The organism is uncultured Microbacterium sp. (assembly GCF_900078385.1).
GTDB lineage: Bacteria > Actinomycetota > Actinomycetes > Actinomycetales > Microbacteriaceae > Microbacterium.
Window position 1 is genome coordinate 710,778 of record NZ_FLQR01000001.1, and the last position, 19,162, is coordinate 729,939.

15 protein-coding genes are annotated in these 19,162 nt (G+C 71.5%); 12 read left to right on the plus strand and 3 right to left on the minus strand.

What is annotated here, in order from left to right:
- Window positions 1-44: 44 nt before the first annotated feature.
- A complete protein-coding gene (locus tag QZL85_RS03545; protein WP_295573948.1) occupies window positions 45-4,691 on the minus strand; it encodes an ExeM/NucH family extracellular endonuclease in 4,647 nt (1,548 codons plus the stop codon).
- A gap of 293 nt (window positions 4,692-4,984) precedes the next feature.
- On the opposite strand from QZL85_RS03545, the gene lepA reads away from it, so the two are divergent.
- The 12 genes from lepA (at window position 4,985) to QZL85_RS03605 (ending at window position 16,796) form a co-directional block, all read left to right on the plus strand.
- The gene (gene lepA, locus QZL85_RS03550; protein ID WP_295573660.1) at window positions 4,985-6,838 is read left to right on the plus strand and encodes a translation elongation factor 4; all 1,854 of its coding nucleotides are present in this window, start codon (window positions 4,985-4,987) and stop codon (window positions 6,836-6,838) included.
- Window positions 6,839-6,840: 2 nt separating this feature from the next.
- A complete protein-coding gene (locus tag QZL85_RS03555; RefSeq protein ID WP_295573663.1) occupies window positions 6,841-7,491 on the plus strand; it encodes a DUF1990 family protein in 651 nt (216 codons plus the stop codon).
- Entirely contained in the window at window positions 7,491-8,708 is a 1,218-nt protein-coding gene (hemW, locus tag QZL85_RS03560) for a radical SAM family heme chaperone HemW (RefSeq protein ID WP_295573665.1), read from the plus strand. The genes QZL85_RS03555 and hemW overlap by 1 nt, the downstream gene beginning before the upstream one ends.
- A 78-nt stretch (window positions 8,709-8,786) precedes the next feature.
- Window positions 8,787-9,824, plus strand: coding sequence for a heat-inducible transcriptional repressor HrcA (hrcA, locus tag QZL85_RS03565; RefSeq protein ID WP_295573668.1), 1,038 nt, complete (start codon window positions 8,787-8,789; stop codon window positions 9,822-9,824).
- A gap of 42 nt (window positions 9,825-9,866) precedes the next feature.
- Window positions 9,867-10,979 (plus strand): molecular chaperone DnaJ, encoded by a 1,113-nt coding sequence (gene dnaJ, locus QZL85_RS03570; RefSeq protein ID WP_295573670.1) that lies wholly within the window; start codon window positions 9,867-9,869, stop codon window positions 10,977-10,979.
- A gap of 3 nt (window positions 10,980-10,982) precedes the next feature.
- On the plus strand, window positions 10,983-11,717 hold the full coding sequence (locus QZL85_RS03575) for a 16S rRNA (uracil(1498)-N(3))-methyltransferase (RefSeq protein ID WP_295573673.1): 735 nt from the start codon (window positions 10,983-10,985) through the stop codon (window positions 11,715-11,717).
- A 23-nt stretch (window positions 11,718-11,740) separates the two neighbouring features.
- A complete protein-coding gene (locus tag QZL85_RS03580; RefSeq protein ID WP_295573678.1) occupies window positions 11,741-12,088 on the plus strand; it encodes an HIT domain-containing protein in 348 nt (115 codons plus the stop codon).
- Window positions 12,045-13,157 (plus strand): PhoH family protein, encoded by a 1,113-nt coding sequence (locus QZL85_RS03585; protein ID WP_295573681.1) that lies wholly within the window; start codon window positions 12,045-12,047, stop codon window positions 13,155-13,157. The genes QZL85_RS03580 and QZL85_RS03585 overlap by 44 nt, the downstream gene beginning before the upstream one ends.
- Window positions 13,154-13,621: an rRNA maturation RNase YbeY gene (ybeY, locus tag QZL85_RS03590; RefSeq protein WP_295573684.1), complete on the plus strand. Its 468-nt coding sequence runs from the start codon at window positions 13,154-13,156 to the stop codon at window positions 13,619-13,621. The genes QZL85_RS03585 and ybeY overlap by 4 nt, the downstream gene beginning before the upstream one ends.
- Window positions 13,618-14,964, plus strand: coding sequence for a hemolysin family protein (locus tag QZL85_RS03595; RefSeq protein WP_295573687.1), 1,347 nt, complete (start codon window positions 13,618-13,620; stop codon window positions 14,962-14,964). The genes ybeY and QZL85_RS03595 overlap by 4 nt, the downstream gene beginning before the upstream one ends.
- A gap of 1 nt (window position 14,965) precedes the next feature.
- Window positions 14,966-15,859: a GTPase Era gene (era, locus tag QZL85_RS03600; protein WP_295573690.1), complete on the plus strand. Its 894-nt coding sequence runs from the start codon at window positions 14,966-14,968 to the stop codon at window positions 15,857-15,859.
- A gap of 1 nt (window position 15,860) precedes the next feature.
- Window positions 15,861-16,796 (plus strand): NADP-dependent oxidoreductase, encoded by a 936-nt coding sequence (locus QZL85_RS03605; RefSeq protein ID WP_295573692.1) that lies wholly within the window; start codon window positions 15,861-15,863, stop codon window positions 16,794-16,796.
- An 8-nt stretch (window positions 16,797-16,804) separates the two neighbouring features.
- Here the strand turns inward: QZL85_RS03605 and QZL85_RS03610 are convergent, their stop codons facing one another.
- Window positions 16,805-18,211, minus strand: a complete 1,407-nt coding sequence (locus QZL85_RS03610; RefSeq protein ID WP_295573694.1) for an HNH endonuclease signature motif containing protein — start codon at window positions 18,209-18,211, stop codon at window positions 16,805-16,807.
- Window positions 18,212-18,340: 129 nt separating this feature from the next.
- Window positions 18,341-18,979 (minus strand): hypothetical protein, encoded by a 639-nt coding sequence (locus tag QZL85_RS03615; RefSeq protein ID WP_295573696.1) that lies wholly within the window; start codon window positions 18,977-18,979, stop codon window positions 18,341-18,343.
- Between the last annotated feature and the right edge of the window lie 183 nt (window positions 18,980-19,162).

Genomic DNA, 19,162 nt, shown 5'->3' on the forward strand with positions numbered 1-19,162 from the left:
TCAGCCTAGGAGGGGCGGCCCGCCACCGCCCCTCCCGGCCGCGGTCAGCGGAGGACCCGCACACTCACCGAGCGGCTGGACGAGCCGGCGACCGTGTCCGGATCGCTCGGCACGAAGACGGCCGTGTAGTGGTGGATGCCGCGGCTCAGCGTCCCCAGTCGCAGGGTCGCCGTGCCGGACTTGACGGTCGCAGTGCCGACGAGCGGGCCGTCGGCGCCGCCCTCCCGGAACTCCACGACGCCGCTCGGACGGCCGCCGTCCTGCGTCACGGCGGCCACGAGGGTCGTCGGGAGCAGCTTGTTGATGTGGATCGGCAGGAGCGCCCACAGGCGGGTCTGCGTCTCGGCCTTGACCTGCACGGCATCGACCGTCAGCGGCACCGTGACGACCGTGCCCGACGGTGCGGCGATCAGGGTGAGGGCCGCCGCGCCCGCCGGCGTACCGGCCGGAAGGGTGACCGAGACGGTGGCGGCGCCCGCGGTGACCGGGACGGACGCGAGCACGGTGTCACCGAGAGCGACCGAGAGCGTCGTGTTCTGCGGCGCGCCCTGGCTCGTGAGGTCCAGGCCCGCGACAGAGAACTGCACCGACTCGCCGGCGCGGACCGTCTCGGGAACACCGGAGACCTGCACGGCGTGCCGGGCGAAGGACGGCTCCAGCGGCGAGTTGTCGGCGATGTAGTCGACCCATGCCTGGTAGTCCTGCAGGCCCGTGTCGACGTAGCCGGTGCCCTGCGTGAACACCCGGAAGTTGTCGCCGCCGGTCGCGAGGAACGAGAACGTGCCGATCCGGTACTGCGCGTCCGGGTCGAGCGGCTGCCCGTCGATCGTGACGGACGTGATGCGCTGACCCTCGGGGAGGGCCGGGTCGAACGTGTAGCTCACGTTGTCACTGAGACCCAGCTGCAGGTACGGGCGCTGCGGGATGTTGCCGAGCGCGTCGCGCTGCCACTGCTGCTCGAGCATCGTGGTGAACTGCGCGCCCGTCAGGGTGACGAGGGCGAGGGTGTTGTTGAACGGCAGCACGGCGTTGGCCTGCGAGAACGAGATCGTCCCGTCCGCCATCCCCGGGATCGCCGTCGCGCCGAACTCGGCCTGCGTGTCCCACAGGTCGGCGCGGAGGCCGCCCGGGTTCGTGACGCCGATGGTCGCCCCGCCCGGGAGGTCGGCGAGCGAGTCGCGGAGCATGTTGCCCACGGCGTTGCCGAGGGCGGACTCCGCGGCGCGGTTGTCGCGCGAGCCGCCGGTGTAGACGCCGTTGACGTACGAGCCGCCGCTGAAGGCGGTCGTGATGTCGCCGCCGACCTCGCCGATGGCCGTGTTGCCGATCTCGGCCGCGTCGGCCAGGGCCTTCTTCACGATCGCGGAGACGGCCGCGACCCGGTCGTACTCGGCGATGAGCGTCGCGTCGTCCGTCGTCGTGCGGGTGACGTTGCGCTCGGTGTGCGCTGTGACCTCGCCCGTCGCCGGGTCGATCGTCAGAGTGATCTCGCCGATCAGCGCACCGTACGAGCCGGTCTGGACGACCGGTCGCGTGCGATCGGTGCCGGGGATCGGGGCCGACCACGCGTACTCCTTGTGCGTGTGCCCGGTGAAGATCGCGGCGACCTCGGGGGAGGTGTCCTCGATGAGGCTCGCGAACGGTCCGCCCGCGGCGATCTCCTCCTCGAGGGTCGCGCCGTCGGCCGTGCCGGCTCCGGCGCCCTCGTGGTACAGCGCGACGAGCACGTCGGCCTCGCCGTTGGCGGCGTCGCCGTCGGTCAGCTGCGCCGACACGCGGTTGACGGCCTCGACGGGGTCGCCGAACTCGAGGTCGACGATGCCGGCGGGGGTGACCAGGGAGGGGGTCTCCTCGGTCACGGCGCCGATGACGCCGACGGTGAGACCGCCCGCATCCAGCAGCGCGTACTCGTCGAGCGCCGGCGTCTCCGTGCCCGCGAGGTACACGTTGGCACCGAGCTGCGGCGCGTCGAAGGCGTCGGTCACGCGGCCGGAGAGGTCGGCCCAGCCGCGGTCGAACTCGTGGTTGCCCACGGCCGAGGCAGCCAGCCCGAGCGCGTTGAGGACGTCGATCGTCGGCTGGTCCTTCGCGACGGACGAGGCGAACAGAGACGCGCCGATGTTGTCGCCCGCGGAGAGGAACAGAACCGGCCCGGGCGCGGCCTCGCGCAGCTGCTCGACGGTTCCGGCGAACTTCACCGTGTTGTTGTCGATGCGGCCGTGGAAGTCGTTGATGCCCAGGAGGGTAAGTGTGACCGGCGCCGCGTCGGCGTCGAGGCCGACCAGCACGGGATCGTGGTCGCTCGAACGGTAGACGTCCGGTGCGTAGAACTCGGCCCCGTGCGAGCGGAAGCGGCTGTACTCCAGCGCCACCGACTCACCCGAGTTGATGTTCCACACATCGGCTCCGGTCGCGCGCTCACGCGCGGCCTGGTTGAGCAGCACGTGGTCGAGCGACCCGGACAGTCCGGAGAAGCTGTACGACTGCGTCGACACGTCGAAGGTCTGCTCGGCGTCGGCGTAGCCGGCGTCGAAGAGCACCTGCAGGGGGTCTTCGTGGCCGTACGAGTTGAAGTCGCCGACCAGGGCGACGGCGTCCACGTCGCCGCGGATGCCGGACACCCAGTCGCGCAGCGCCGTGGCCTGCCGCACGCGGGACTCGTTGGACGCGCCCTGACCGTCGCCCGTGTCGGCGTCGCCCGGCCACGGGCCTGCGGACCCCTTCGACTTGAAGTGGTTCACGACGAAGAGGAACGGAGCGCCGCCGTCGGCGGGCTCGAAGACCTGCGCGATGGGCTCGCGGGCGTTGCCGAAGGCCTCGCCGTCGCTGCTCTGATCGCCGAGGGCGCGCGCCGCGCCGACGGGGCTGACGGCGGCGGGCTGGTAGATGATCGCGTTCGTGATGACGTCCTGCTCGGACGCCGCCGGGAGATCGGCGGAGGACGCGACGTAGGCCCACGTGTCGGCGCCGGCCGCAGCGTTGAGCGCATCGACGAGCGTCGCGGTGGCCTCGTCGGCCTCCTCGCCGAGGGCCGCGGAGTTCTCGATCTCCATGAGGCCCACCACGTCGGCGTCGAGGGCCTCGATGGCCGCGACGATCTTGTCCTGCTGACGTGCGAGGTCGGCCGCGTCCCACGCGCCGCGCTGGTCGCACCCTTCGCGCACGGTCACGCCGTCGCCGAGGCGATCGGTGTAGGCGACGCACGACGCGTCGTCGGTGCCGAGCGTCGTGAAGTAGTTGAGGACGTTGAACGACGCGATGGACAGGTCGCCGCCCACGGCCTCGGGAGCCGTGGTCCGCGGGTTCGCGAACGCGACCCCGTCCGTCCCGGTGCCGTCGCCGGCGAGCGGCGTGGTCGGGTTCAGCTTCCACCCGTTGTTGCGGTAGTCGACGACGACGGGATCGGTGAAGGAGACCGATGCGCCGACGACGACCGGCTCGGTGAGCGACACGTAGGCCGGGATGAGCGCGCTGTTGGCGGCGCTCAGGTAGTTGATCGACGTGCCGTCGTCGAGCGTCACGGCGCGCGCCGCGTTGTCGGCCGCGACGGCGGCCGCGTCGGTGCTGCCGGGACGGGCAGCGTCGGTCGGCTGGCGCAGGGGAGTGGTGCCGGCTGCCAGCCCGACCTCGCCGTACTGGTTCGTGGCGTAGGTGTTGCTCACCGTGAAGGCGCCCTGCGGCTGCACGAGCATCGACTCGAGCGCCTCGCGCTCCGCGGCCGCGGCGGGCCACGCGACGGTCGCGGGCGTCGGCGCGGCGCCATCCGCGATGGTCGTCGCACCGCCCGCGGGGACGGTCAGCTCGGTGAGGCCGTTGAATTCCGACACGACGCCGGTCACCTCGACGGTGTCGCCGAGGGCGACCTCGCCGACGGCGCCGGGCGCGTACACGAAGACGGCGTCCGACGCGGTGTGCGACGCGTCGAGCGTGCCGCCGGTGCCGGCGGTCTGGATGACGTAGCCGTTGAAGCCGCCCTGCGGGTAGTGCGCCGTGACGACGCCGGTCGTCGTGACGGTCTGTCCGGCGAGCGGCGACGCCGCTCCGGTGCCCTGGATCTCGGCGATGGTGGCGGGCGTCGGGTCGGGCTCGGGCTCCGGCTCGCCCTCGCCGAGACCGGTCGGGGTCGGTGCGCCGAGCGTGAAGTCGGCCCGGTTGTCCGCGGTGTTCGTGAAGGCCGCGTCGCGGGCGATGCTGCGGGCGTTGTCCGTCCGGGGCGCGGCCGCGGTGCCCGCGTACGCGTTCGCGGTGCCCCAGCCGACGAGGTCGACGACCTGGTCGAGGGCGGCCACACCCGTGGCGCCCACGAGCGCGGTCTGGGACGACACGAGCGCGACCTTGCCCTCCGCGCCGCTCATCGCGATCGTGCCCTCGACGTCCGGCGTGAACGCGGGCAGGGTCGTGCCCGCGCCCACGGCCTCGCCGATCAGGAGCTGCTCGCCGGCCGGGAGCGTCACACCCGTGAGCTTCGTGACCTGCCAGGTCGTGCCCGATGCCGACGCATACTGCACGCTGTACGCGCCGAGGTCGACGGCGGTGTCACCGACGTTCGCGAGCTCGATGAAGTCCCGGTTCCAGGCCGCCCCGCTGTTGCCGCCGCCGCCGTAGACCTCGCTGATCACGATGTCGGCATCGGCGCTGACGGCCGCGACGGCCGCGCTCGGAGTGAGCGCGATGCCGGCGGACGCCGTCACCGTGGCGGCGAGGATCGCGCCCAGCCGAAGACGGGCCGGGCGCGCGGAGGGGCGGTCGGTGTGATGCGTCACAGTGTTCTCCCGTGCGACTCGGGCGCGTGAGGGGTTCGCGCAGAATCCGGCCGCACCATTGAGCATTCGGTGCAACCGACCCGTTCGACAAGTGACAGAACGGTTAACTCTTTCTCATCGACGGGTTGCTGGCGTGTCGCGCTCCGGCTCACCTAGAGTGCGGCGGCGGGGCTCGGCGGAGGCGCGGCATCCTGCTCACCCGCCGGTAGACTTCACGGGACATGTCACCCCGTGCCCTGAAGCCTCTCGAGCCGTCCGCGACCCCTCCAGAGCTGATCCGCAACTTCTGCATCATCGCCCACATCGACCACGGCAAGTCCACGCTGGCCGACCGGATGCTGCAGATCACCGGCGTGGTCTCCGACCGCGACATGCGCGCGCAGTACCTCGACCGCATGGACATCGAGCGCGAGCGCGGCATCACGATCAAGTCGCAGGCCGTGCGGATGCCGTGGACCACCGCGGACGGCACGTTCGCGCTGAACATGATCGACACCCCCGGCCACGTCGACTTCACCTACGAGGTCTCGCGGTCGCTCGCCGCCTGCGAGGGCGCGATCCTGCTGGTCGATGCGGCCCAGGGCATCGAGGCGCAGACGCTCGCGAACCTCTACCTCGCCCTCGAGAACGACCTGCAGATCATCCCGGTCCTCAACAAGATCGATCTGCCGGCGGCCGACCCGGAGAAGTACGCGAAGGAGCTCGCCGGACTCATCGGCGGGCGCCCCGAGGACGTGCTGCGGGTCAGCGGCAAGACCGGCATGGGCGTGGAGGAGCTCCTCGACCACGTCGTGGCGCAGATCCCGGCGCCCAAGGGCGACCCGGACGCACCGTCCCGGGCCATGATCTTCGACTCCGTCTACGACGCGTACCGCGGCGTCATCACCTACGTGCGCATGATCGACGGGGCGCTGAAGCCGCGCGAGCGCATCCAGATGATGTCGACCCGAGCCGTGCACGAGCTGCTCGAGATCGGCGTGTCCTCACCCGAGCCGGTGCCCACGAAGGGCCTCGGCGTCGGCGAGGTCGGCTACCTCATCACGGGGGTGAAGGACGTGCGTCAGTCGAAGGTCGGCGACACCGTCACGAACGCGGCCAAGCCGTCCTCGTCGCCGCTGCCGGGATACACCGACCCGAAGCCCATGGTCTTCTCGGGCCTGTACCCGATCGACGGCAGCGACTACCCGGTGCTGCGCGAGGCGCTCGACAAGCTCAAGCTCTCCGACGCCTCGCTGAACTACGAGCCGGAGACCTCCGTCGCCCTCGGCTTCGGGTTCCGCTGCGGATTCCTCGGCCTCCTGCACCTGGAGATCGTGACGGAGCGCCTGGAGCGCGAGTTCGGCCTCGACCTCATCTCGACGGCCCCGTCGGTGACCTACGAGGTCGTGACCGACGACAAGAAGAGCTTCACGGTCACCAACCCCAGCGAGTTCCCCTCCGGGACGAAGATCTCCAGCGTCACCGAGCCCATGGTCAAGGCCGCGATCCTCGCGCCCAAGGACTATGTCGGCACGATCATGGAGCTCTGCCAGTCGCGCCGCGGCACCCTGCTCGGCATGGAGTACGTCGGCGAGGACCGTGTCGAGATCCGCTACACCATGCCGCTCGGCGAGATCGTCTTCGACTTCTTCGACCACCTGAAGTCCAAGACCGCCGGCTACGCATCACTGGACTACGAGCCGAGCGGCCACCAGGAGGCCGACCTCGTGAAGGTCGACATCCTGCTGCAGGGCGAGGCCGTCGACGCGTTCAGCGCGATCGTGCACCGGGAGAAGGCCTACGCCTACGGGGTGCTCATGACCGAGCGCCTGAAGAAGCTCATCCCGCGCCAGCAGTTCGAGGTGCCGATCCAGGCCGCCATCGGCGCCCGCATCATCGCGCGCGAGTCGATCCGTGCGATGCGCAAGGACGTCCTGGCCAAGTGCTACGGCGGCGACATCAGCCGCAAGCGCAAGCTGCTGGAGAAGCAGAAGGAGGGCAAGAAGCGCATGAAGATGGTCGGTCGCGTCGAGGTCCCCCAGGAGGCGTTCATCGCCGCGCTCTCCGGCGACGTCGAGGGCAAGGACAAGAAGTAGCCATGCGCCGCGGCAGCTTCCAGGACGGGACGGTGGACTACGCCGCCGTCGGCGCGACCCAGGCGGCGGACCTCATGGGGTACCCGCCGGAGAAGAGCGTCCCCGCCGAGGCCTCCTGGCGGATCGGCAGCGGCGAGGGCCGTTTCGCGTCCTCCGCCGACGCCCTGCTCGCCTGGAGTGCACTGCGGGGAGCGGGACTCGACGTCGCCGACGTCCGTCCGGCCGCCGGCCCGATGTACTCCGGCGTCAGCTTCGACGCCGAGGGGAACCCGCTCGTGGCGAGCAAGATGGAGGCCGACCAGCGCTTCGACGCGGACGGCACGCCGTATGTCGCCGCCGGGACGACGATCCGCGTGCACGGACGCGTCAAGGCGATGCGGGCCGACGCGGAGCTCCGCGTCATCTACGTCATCGAGGAGCCGCGCCGCGTCGGGTTCGCGCTCGGGACGGTGTCCGACTCCGTCGTCAGCGGCGAGGAGTCCTTCCTGATCGACTGGCGGGACAACGACGAGGTCTGGTTCACGGTGCGCGCGTTCGACCGTCCCGTCGCCCCGCTCTACCGGATGCTGCCGCCCCTCACCAAGCGGCGCCGCCGCGAGCTCTTCCAGGGGTACCTGCGCGCGATCTCGCCGCTGTACGCCACCCCGGCCTGATGGGCGCCGCACTTCCCGTCGGCGACCCCGCCCCGCGCGACGGCGCGCTGCCGACCGACATCGTCGCGTCCCCGGACACCGACTTCGGCGTCTACCTGCATGTGCCCTTCTGCCGCGTGCGGTGCGGATACTGCGACTTCAACACGTACACCGCCGGCGAGCTGCGCGGCGCACGGCAGGATGCGTACGCCGACGAGGTGCTGCGGGAGATCGCGCTCTCGCGACGGGTGCTCTCCGAGCGCGGCGCGCTCCGCCCCGCGCAGACCGTGTTCTTCGGCGGCGGAACCCCCACCCTTCTGCCGCCGGGAGACCTCGCGCGGATGCTCACGGGTGTCCGCGACACCTTCGGACTCGCCCCGGGCGCCGAGGTGACCGTCGAGGCCAACCCCGACACGGTGACCGACGAGGTGGCCGCGGAGCTCGCGGCGGCGGGCGTCACGCGGCTGTCCATCGGGATGCAGTCCGCCGTGCCGCATGTGCTCGCCGTGCTCGACCGCACCCACGACCCCGACCGCGTCACGACCGCGGTCGGCGCGGCGCGCCGCGCGGGTCTCGACGTCAGCGTCGACCTCATCTACGGCTCGCCGGGGGAGTCCCTCGACGACTGGCGCCGGTCGCTGGAGGCCGCGCTCGCCCTGGCACCGGATCACATCTCGGCGTACGCGCTCATCGTCGAGGAGGGCACGAAGCTCGAGCGTCAGATCCGTCGTGGCGAGGTGCCGGACCCCGACGACGACCTGCAGGCCGACATGTACGAGCTCGCCGACGACCTGCTCGCCGCGGGAGGATACGACTGGTACGAGGTCTCCAACTGGGCGACCGATGAGCGGCACCGCTCCCGGCACAACCTCGCCTACTGGCGCGGCACCGACTGGTGGGGCTACGGTCCCGGCGCGCACAGTCACGTGGCGGGGCTCCGCTGGTGGAACGTCAAGCACCCCTCCGCGTACGCGCAGCGTCTCGCTGCCGGGGAGTCCCCGGCCGCAGGCCGTGAGCGACCCGATGAGGCGGCCCGCCGTCTGGAGACCGTCCTGCTCCGCTCGCGCATCTCGGAGGGTCTCCCGGTCACCGAGGTCACCGGCGAGGGCCGCCGCGCCGTGGCATCGCTGATCGCCGACGGCCTCATCGACGGGGCCGCGGCCGTGCACGGCCGCATCATCCTGACCCGCCGAGGGCGGCTCCTCGCCGACGCCGTCGTGCGCGCGCTGACCGTCTGACGCGCTCCGACGGGCAACTGTCCGCGCGGCGGGATAGAATTGGCACTCCAGGATGACGAGTGCCAGCGAGGAGGGTCCATGGTCTCGGAGCGAGGTCTGCAGGTCCTCCGCGCGATCGTGCAGGACTACGTCGACACGCGCGAACCCGTCGGCAGCAAGGCGATCGTCGATCGCCACCACTTCGGCGTCTCCGCCGCGACGATCCGCAACGACATGTCGCTGCTGGAGGACGAAGAGCTCATCACGGCACCGCACACGTCGTCGGGGCGCATCCCCACCGACAAGGGCTACCGCGTCTTCGTCGACCATCTCGCCGAGCTCCGCCCCCTGACGGGTGCCCAGCGCGCGGCGATCTCGTCGTTCCTCGAGGCACCCGTCGATCTCGACGACCTGCTGGTGCGCACGGTGCGGTCGCTCACCCAGCTGACCGGGCAGGTCGCGATCGTGCAGTACCCCTCGTTCGCCCGCGCGAGCCTGTCGCACGTCGAGTTCGTCCACCTCGGCGGCACGCGCGTCGTCATCATCGTCGTGACCGACACGGGCCGCGTGTCGCAGCGCGTCGCGTTCCTCCCGTTCGAGCCGGACGAGGACGAGACCCTGGCCGTCAAGGCGCAGGTGGCCGCGCTCGTCACCGGCAAGAGCGTCCGCGACGCGGCGCAGGCCGTGACCGACCTGCTGGCCGCCGACGGCAGCGGGGACCGCCGCGACCTCGCGCTGCGCACCGTGGCCCGCATCGTCTCCGAGGAGCTCGACGAGTTCCGCCAGGACAGGCTCGTGATGGCCGGGGCCGCGACCCTCGCCCGCCGCGAGAACGACTTCCGCGGCAGCATCTATCCGCTCCTCGAGGCCATCGAGGAGCAGGTGACGCTGCTCCGACTCATGAGCGAGATGGTCGCCGACGACAAGGGGCTCTCGGTGTCCATCGGGCGCGAGAACGAGTCGTTCGGGCTGTCCGAGGCGTCCGTGCTCGCCAGCGAGTACGACCCCACCCGTTCCCGTGCCCGGGTCGGCATCCTCGGCCCCACCCGCATGGACTATCCCACCAACCTCGCGGCGGTCCGCGCCGTCGCGCACTATCTCAGCCGACTGCTCGACGAAGACGAGCGGTCCCGCTGACAGACGCACATGCGCCCTCGCGGGCGCCCAGGAAAGGCGATTGTGGCTGATCACTACGAGGTACTCGGCGTGTCGCGGGATGCGACCCCCGACCAGATCAAGAAGGCGTACCGGCGGCTCGCGCGCGAGCTGCACCCGGATGTGAACCCCGGGGCCGACGCCTCGGAGCGCTTCAAGCTCGTCACGCACGCCTACGACGTGCTCAGCGACCCCGAGCAGCGTCAGCGCTACGACATGGGCGGCGACAACAGCCCCTTCGGCGGGAGTGCCGGCTTCGGCGGCTTCGGCGACATCTTCGAGACGTTCTTCGGGGGCGGCGGAGGGGGCCGCGCCGGACGGCCCCGCTCGCGCCGCGAGCGCGGACAGGACGCCCTCGTCCGTGTCACGCTCGAGCTGGGCGACGTCGTCTTCGGCGCGCATCGCGACATCGAGGTCGACACGGCCGTCCTGTGCGAGACCTGCCAGGGCTCCTGCTGCCAGCCGGGCACGCAGCCCGTCACGTGCGACATCTGCCACGGCTCCGGTCAGGTGCAGCGCACCGTCCGCAGCCTCCTCGGCAACGTCGTCACGTCCCAGCCGTGCACGACGTGCCAGGGCTACGGCACGACGATCCCGTACCCCTGCGCCTCGTGCCAGGGGCAGGGCCGCGTGCGCTCGCGTCGCACGGTCTCCGTCGACATCCCCGCCGGCGTCGAGTCGGGGCTGCGGCTCCAGCTGCCCGGCTCCGGCGAGGTCGGTCCCGCCGGTGGACCCAACGGCGACCTCTACCTCGAGGTCACCGTCGCGGCGCACGAGACGTTCAGCCGCGACGGCGATGACCTGCTGGCGACGCTCGAGGTCTCGATGCCGGATGCGATCCTCGGCACGGCGACCCGCATCGCGTCCCTCGACGGCGACGTCGACCTCGAGGTGCGGCCCGGCATCCAGTCCGGCGACGTCCTGACGATCAAGGGTCGCGGCATCACGCCGCTGCGGGGCACGCAGCGCGGTGACCTCCGCGTCGGCGTGCAGGTCGTGACCCCCACGCGGCTCGACGCCAAGGAGCGCGCCCTCATCGAGGACTTCGCGAAGAAGACGAAGGCGCCGGCTCCCCGCCTCGCGGAGTTCCACCAGGGCATGTTCTCCAAGCTCCGCGACCGGTTCCGGAACGGCTGAGCCGTGGCACTGCACTTCCTCGTCGAGGATGCCGGCGGCGTCCAGGTGGGCGGTCAGGTCGTCCTCACGGGCGCCGAGGCGCACCACGCCGCCGCCGTCCGCCGGGTCCGGGTGGGCGAGGAGGTCACGGTCGGCGACGGGCGCGGCGTGCGCCTCTCCGGCGCCGTCGAGGAGGCCACGGCGTCGCGCGTGAGCGTACGGGTCACCGGGCGCACGCACGCCGAGGCCCCGCGTCCGCGGCTGGTCCTCGTCCAGGCGCTCGCGAAGGGCGACCGCGACGAACTCGCGGTGCAGGCGGCGACCGAACTCGGCGTCGACGAGATCGTCCCGTGGCAGGCGGCGCGCAGCGTGTCGCGCTGGGATGCCGCGAAGGCGACCAAGGGGGTCGCCCGATGGAGCGCGATCGTGCGCGAGGCCGCCAAGCAGGCCCACCGGCTGTGGGTTCCCGAGGTCGCGGCGCCGGTCACGACGCGCCAGCTCGCCGCGCGTGCGGGGACGAGCCGGATGCTGGTGCTCGAGCCGAGCGCCCCCTCGGCGCTCTCCGCCCTCGACCTCGCCGCCGGTGACGCCGACCTCGTCCTCGTCGTGGGCCCGGAAGGCGGCATCGCCCCGGAGGAGCTCACGGCCCTCACGGACGCCGGCGCGACGCTCGTGCGGCTCGGCGAGACCGTGCTGCGCACCTCGACGGCCGGGCCCGCCGCCCTCGCCGTCGCCAGCGTCCGCCTCGGCCGGTGGTGAACGCCGCTGGCTAGACTGGGGTGATGAGCGAACCGTCGATCTTCACGCGCATCCTGCAGGGGGAGATCCCCGCGGAGATCATCGCCGAGACCGAGAACGCGTTCGCGATCCGCGACATCCACCCGCAGGCGCCCGTGCACCTGCTCGTGATCCCGAAGTCCGAGCAGTACCGCAACGTCGTCGAGCTCTCCGCCGGCGACCCCGCTCTGCTCGCGGAGCTCGTCGGTCTCGCGAACTCGGTCGCCGCCGAACACGCCGACGGCGACTTCCGCCTCATCTTCAACACCGGCCCCGGGGCCGGTCAGACCGTCTTCCACGTGCACGCCCATGTGCTCGGTGGAGGCCTTCCCGAAGGGAGCCTCGGTGGCTGACGCCCCCGAACCGACCGTCGAGCACATCCACGCCGACGGCGTCGCGATGGTCCAGCTCCTCGGACCCCAGGACCGCCTGCTGCGGGTCGTCGAACGTGAGCACCCCTCGGTGCAGGTGCACGTGCGCGGCAACGAGATCACGCTGAGCGGCGAGCCCGCCGCCGTGCTGGCCGCGCGCACGCTCGTCGAGGAGCTCATCGCGCTCGCCCGCGCCGGACAGGGCCTCGACCCGTCCGACGTCCGGGCGTCGACCCGCATCCTCGAGTCCGGGCAGCGCCCGTCCGAAGTGCTCGGCGAGGCGATCCTGTCCTCGCGCGGCAAGATCATTCGCCCGAAGACGCTCGGCCAGAAGAACTACGTCGACGCGATCGAGGAGAACACGATCGTCTTCGGCATCGGCCCGGCCGGCACCGGAAAGACCTACCTCGCGATGGCCAAGGCCGTCCAGGCGCTGCAGCGGAAGGAGGTCAGCCGCATCATCCTCACGCGTCCCGCCGTCGAAGCGGGCGAGCGTCTCGGCTTCCTGCCGGGCACCCTGAACGACAAGATCGACCCGTACCTGCGGCCGCTGTACGACGCGCTCAACGAGATGATGGATCCGGAGCTGGTCCCGAAGCTCATGGCATCCGGCACCATCGAGGTCGCCCCGCTCGCCTACATGCGCGGACGCACGCTGAACGACTCGTTCGTCGTCCTCGACGAAGCGCAGAACACGACCCCCGAGCAGATGAAGATGTTCCTCACGCGGCTGGGGTTCGGCACACGGATGGTCGTCACGGGCGACATCACGCAGGTGGACCTGCCGCAGGGCTCGTCCGGCCTCCGGCTCGTGACCCGCGTCCTCAAGGACATCGACGACATCCACTTCGCCATCCTCACCAGCGACGACGTCGTCCGCCACACGCTCGTCGGGCGCATCGTCGACGCGTACAGCGTGTACGACGAGCAGCGGATGGCGTCCCGCCGCGAGCGTGACGAGGCCACCGAGTTCGCGAACCGCGCCGAGCGCCGAGCCCACCTGCGGCCGAGCGGCCCGCACGATCACCTGCCCAAGCGAGGACGCTCATGACGATCGAGATCACCAACGAATCGGGCGTCGAGATCGACGAGACGGTGCTGCTGCGCCTCACCGAGCACAACCTCGGCGAGCTCAATGTGAGCCCCGACGCCGACGTCGCCCTGCTGCTCGTCGACGAGGGCGCGATGGAGTCGCTCCACGTGCAGTGGATGGACGAGCCCGGCCCCACCGACGTGCTCAGCTTCCCCATGGACGAGCTGCGCCCCGGCACGGAGGAGGCCCCCACACCGGCCGGCCTGCTCGGCGACATCGTGCTGTGCCCCCAGGTGGCGGAGACGCAGGCGCAGGGCGCCGGTCACTCGACGCTCGACGAGCTCATCCTGCTCACGACGCACGGCCTCCTGCACCTGCTCGGCTTCGACCACGCCGAGCCGGAGGAGGAGCGCGAGATGTTCGCGCTGCAGCGGCAGCTCATCGCGGCGTTCCACGCGTCCGAGCGACGCCGTCGCGCATGACCGAATTCCTCCTCCTCTTCGCCGCCGTCCTGCTCGTCGCCCTCGGCGGCCTCATGGCGGCGCTGGACGCCGCGCTCGGCGTGACGTCGCGCCTGGACGTGGCCGAGCTCTCCCTGTCCGGCCGCAACCGCGGGTCGCTCGCGAAGATCGCCGGCGATCCGGAAGCGCACGGCAACGCCGTCGTGTTCATCAGGATCCTCGCCGAGACGACCGCCGCCGTGCTCGTGACCGTCGCGTTCAGCCTGCTCTTCGACAACATCTGGTGGGCGATGCTCGCCGCCGCCGTGCTCATGTCGATCGTCTCGTTCGTCCTCGTGGGGGCGAGCCCGCGCAGCGTCGGCCGGCAGCACGCCAAGGGGCTCCTCCGGGCGTGCGCGCCCGTCGTCCGCGGTGCGCGGATCGTGCTCGGCCCGCTCGCTCACCTCCTCGTGATCCTCGGCGACCGCCTCACCCCCGGGATCCGACGGAGCACCTCGTTCGCCTCGGAAGAGCAGCTGCTGAGCATGGTCGACGAGGCCGCCTCGCAGGCGCTGATCGAGGAGGACGACCGCGAGCTCATCCACTCGGTCTTCGACTTCACCGACACGATCGTCCGGTCCGTCATGGTGCCGCGGACCGACATGGTGACGATGGATGCCGCCGCGACGACGCAGGAGGCGATGCAGCTCTTCCTCGACAAGGGCGTCTCCCGCATCCCCGTCGCCGACGGGGATGCCGACGACATCAGCGGTGTCGTGTACCTCAAGGACCTCGTGCAGTTCGCGTACCGCGACGAGCGCGCGTGGCGCGGCGTCCCCGTGCTGCAGATCGCGCGTCCCGCCGTCTTCGTGCCGGAGTCGATGAAGGCCGAGACGCTCCTGCAGCAGATGAAGCGCGACGCCGTGCACGTGTGCCTCGTCGTGGACGAGTACGGCGGCGTCGCCGGCCTCGTGACCCTCGAGGACCTCATCGAGGAGCTCGTGGGCGACATCGCCGACGAATACGACCCGCGCTCGAACGAGGTCGTCGACCTCGGCGGCGGCCGATATCGCGTCAGCACGCGGCTGGGCCTGGACGAGGTGGGCGACCTGTTCGGCATCGAGCTGGACGACGAGGACGTGGACTCCATCGGCGGACTGCTCGGCAAGGTGCTCGGCCGTGTGCCCCTGCCGGGGGTCACGGCGGAGTACGGCGGGCTGCTGCTCACCGGCGGGGCGTCCCTCGGCCGCGGACGCGGCCTGGCGACGGTGTTCGTCGAACGCGCGCCGAGCCTGGCCGTGCTCGAGGACGGGCCCGCCCCGCGGACGGGCGAGGTGCGCGTCCCGCGCACCGGCGAGATCCGCACCCCCAGGAAAGGCGAATGACATGAGCGAGACCCGATCCGGATTCGTCACCTTCGTGGGGCGGCCGAACGTCGGCAAGTCGACGCTGACGAACGCCCTCGTGGGCGAGAAGGTCGCCATCACGAGCGACAAGCCGCAGACGACGCGCCGCGCGATCCGGGGCATCCTGAACCGTCCCGCCGGGCAGCTCGTGATCGTCGACACCCCCGGCATCCACAGGCCCCGCACCCTGCTGGGGCAGCGACTGAACGACCTCGTCGAGCAGGTGCTCGGCGACGTCGACGCCATCTGCTTCCTCGTTCCGGCGACCGAGAAGGTCGGTCCCGGCGACCGCCGGATCGCCGCGTCGCTGGACGGCTACCCGCGCGCCCGCAAGATCGCGCTCGTCACGAAGACCGACATCGCATCGCGGGAGCAGATCACCGAGCGACTGCTGGAAGTGGACGGCCTCCGCGAGGACTGGGATGCCGTCATCCCGCTGTCGGCCGTCGCCGGTGAGCAGCTCGACGTGCTCGCCGACGAACTGCTGGCCATGATGCCGGTGGGCCCCGCGCTGTACGCCGACGACATCGCCACCGACGAGTCGGTCTCCGACCGCATCGCGGAGATCATCCGGGAGGCGGCGCTGGAAGGCGTCCGCGACGAGCTGCCGCACTCCATCGCGGTGACGATCGAAGACATCGCGCCCCGCGAGGACTCGGACCTCACCGACGTCTACGCGAACATCGTCGTCGAGCGCGACAGCCAGAAGGCCATCATCATCGGGCACAAGGGCTCACGACTGAAGGACGTCGGTGCACGGGCGCGGGCGGGCATCGAGCCGCTCGTCGGCACCCGCGTCTTCCTGTCGCTGCGCGTCCGGGTCGCGAAGGAATGGCAGCGCGATCCCAAGCAGCTCGGACGGCTGGGGTTCTGACATGGCGCTGCAGTGGATGGCGACCGCCTGGGGGACTCCGGAGGACTGGGAGCTGCGCGAGGTGGACGTGCCGTCACCGCGCACCGGCGAGGTGACGATCCACGTCCATGCCGCGGGCGTGAACCCGGCGGACGCGAAGCACGTCGCGGTACCGCGCGACGGTGTCGCCCTCCCGCTGCCGATCGGCTACGAAGTGTCCGGCGTGCTCACCGCCGTCGGCCCCGACACCGCCATCGCCTCCGGTGCGGCCGCCGTCGGGGACGAGGTCATCGCCTTCCGCGTGCAGGGCGGCTACGCGACCGACCTCACGGTGCCCGCCGACCTGGTGCTCCGAAAGCCCTCGACGCTCACCCATCCGGCGTCCGCGAACCTGCTGCTCGCCGGCTCGACCGCCGCCGAGATGCTCGCCGTCACCGATGCGCAGCCGGGGGAGACCCTGCTGCTGCACGGCGCCTCCGGTGCGGTCGGGGTCGCCGTGCTGCAGCTCGCGGCCGTCCGCGGCGTGCGCGTCATCGGCACGGCGAGCGACGCGGGTGCCGAGCGCGTGACCCGCTTCGGCGGCACCCCGGTGCGCTATGGGTCCGGGCTCGCCGACCGGGTGCGCGCGCTGGCTCCGGACGGCGTGGCCGCGGCGCTCGACGCCGTCGGCACCACCGAGGCCCTCGACGTGTCGCTCGAGCTGGTCGCCGACCGGCAGCGCATCGTCACGATCGCCGACGGCGCGCGCGCCCGGCGCGACGGCATCCGCTTCATCGCCGGCTCACTGCCGGACAGCGCGCGGTTCCGTGCGCAGGTGCGCGGCGAGCTGGTCGACCTGGCCGAGCGAGGGCTGCTCGATGTGCCCCTCGCGCGCACCTATCCCCTCGCCGAAGCCCCCGAGGCGCTGCGCTTCCTCGCGGAGGGTCACCCGGGCGGCAAGCTCGCGCTCATCCCGTAGCCGCGCGCTCAGATCCGCCGGCGGACACTGTCGAGCAGACGCGTCGGGGAGGTCGTGGCGACGCGCCAGCGCGGATCGGCTTCGATCCAGACAGGTGGCAGCACCTCGGGGACGCCCCGGTTCATCCGGATCCGCCATCCGCTGCGGTCCAGATGTCGGTGGTGGAACCAGCACAGCAGGACGCCGTTGTCGGTGTGCGTCGCTCCGCCGCGCGCATGCTCGGTGACGTGGTGGATCTCGCACCAGCCCGCCGGTACGCCGCATCCGGGGATGAGGCAGTTGCCGTCACGGAGCGCGATCGCCCGGCGCTGGTGGCGGTTGAAGACCCGTTCCTCCGTGCCGATGCGCTTCACCCTGCCGTTCGCACCGAGCAGGACGCGCTGGACGACGCCCGTGCAGGCGCTGTGCCGCGCCGCCGCGACGGAGACGGGCTCATCGGCGCCGTCGATGTGCGCCCATCCCGTGCCGGACAGCAGATCCTCCTCGCGGACCGAGACCACGAGTGTCGGTGCGGCGCCGCCGATCGTCGGAAGCAGGGCGCTGGACGCTGCCGTGAACAGCACGGACGCGAACGTGTCGTGCCGCTTCTGCGCAGACGTGCGCACGTCGTCGTCTTCGCGAACCGTCGGCTCCGACCCTTCCGGGCGGAACACCGGCCCAGCGGTGCGCGGAGAGACGATCGCGTCGTGCAGGCGCTGGAACTGCGCTGCGACCTCCACGAGCAGCGCACCGCTGACGGGCACGACGCCGTCGTGCGCGGTCCCGAAGGTGAGACCGCGAAGGCGCAACGCCTTCTCCTCGCGCGGTTCGGCGCCGTCCTGATCCAGCGCCGCCGCCCACGCGCGCGCCTGGATCCGGAGCAGGTCGGCGCACGCGGGCGGAGCACCGTCCGGGCCGGAACCGCGCGCCTCGGCCGCGAGGATCTCGTCGGCGGCGAGAAGGTCATCGTGATTCACGCGCCGCCGTAATCCGCGAAGCGGATCGCCGACCGCGAGCACGCCATCAATCCCGACGGCGCCCTCGAGCAGGGCGGCACGCATCGCGGGGAGCGGTGCCGGCATCGGCTCCTGCGCCAGGGATACGCCCACACGGACGTCGTCCGCGGCGCGTCGCAGCCGCGCGGCCGTCGCCGGGCCGACCAGCGTCGCCCGCTGGACGAGTTCGACGACGTCATGGCATCCGAACCGCGATGTCAGCCGCAGGTCGCGATCGGCGGCGATCGAGCGTCGGTCGATCTCCCCGACAGCCTCGATCAGCACCGCATCCGTGAGTCGCTGCAACTCGCCAGCGAGCGAGAGCGCATGCACGAGATCCTCGTCCGACGCGCAGAGGATCTCCCCGTCGGCGAGCCCCGTCCGCACCTGCTCGCGCGTCTGACCGATGATGTCGGTCAGGTGTGCCAGGAGTGCCTGCATGCCTCGATTCTCGCGCGGGGGTCAGACATTCCGCGCCCGGTTTTCCCCAGGTGAGATGGGGGATCGCTCGTCCCCGCAAAGAGAACCCGCGCGCGCCGCGGAAGCCATCGCGGCGCGCGCGGGTGGGGGTCAGCCCGCGAGTTCGCGCAATGCTGACCGGACGACGACGACGCCCTTCCCGTAGTCGTCGTCGGCGGCCTTCTGCCAGGTGCCGTCGTCCCAGACGACGTCCACCCACAGCCAGCCGTTCTCGGGGTAGGAGCTGAGGTACTCCGCGCCCAGCAGATCCGGGAGCGCCTCCTGGATCTCCAGGAGCTCCGCCTCCTCGCCCGCGCCGGCCTTCCCGCCCGTGGGGTCCTCCGGCATCATCGGGTCGTACAGCGCGAGCATGATGGGCGGCTGCGTGACGGTGAGGACCTCGCCGTCATACGTGCCCTGCACGGCATACGTGCCCCAACGGACGTCGCCCTCCGCCTCCGACCCGTCGACGCCGTCCCAGCTCCACCCCTTCAGCGGGATGCCGTCGCACTGCGGCGGGTAGGACTCCATCACGGCGCCGACGCACAGCTCGGCGGTCCCGTCGACGTCCATGACGGTGCCCTGGCCGACGACTTCGCCCTCGGGCGGCGCCGGCCACAGCGAGCCGAGGGAGTGTCCGACCGGCGCGTCGGATGATCCGGCGGACGGCGAACTGGTGGCGCAGGCGGACATCGACAGCAGGGCGGCGACGCCGAGCGCGGATCCGACGATGAAGCGACGAGGGTTCATGTCCGGGGAGTGTCGCCGCCCGCGTGATCGTCTCAGAAGTTCTCGCACCCGGCGCACGGGTGTAACCTGGGCGCATGCGCTTCGGCCGGCTCCTCCTTCTTAGCCGCCGCGACGAGACCTCGTTCTAGGGCCTCCCTCGTCGCGGAGCTTGTCGTCGGCCCGCATCATTCGACGAGAGTAGAA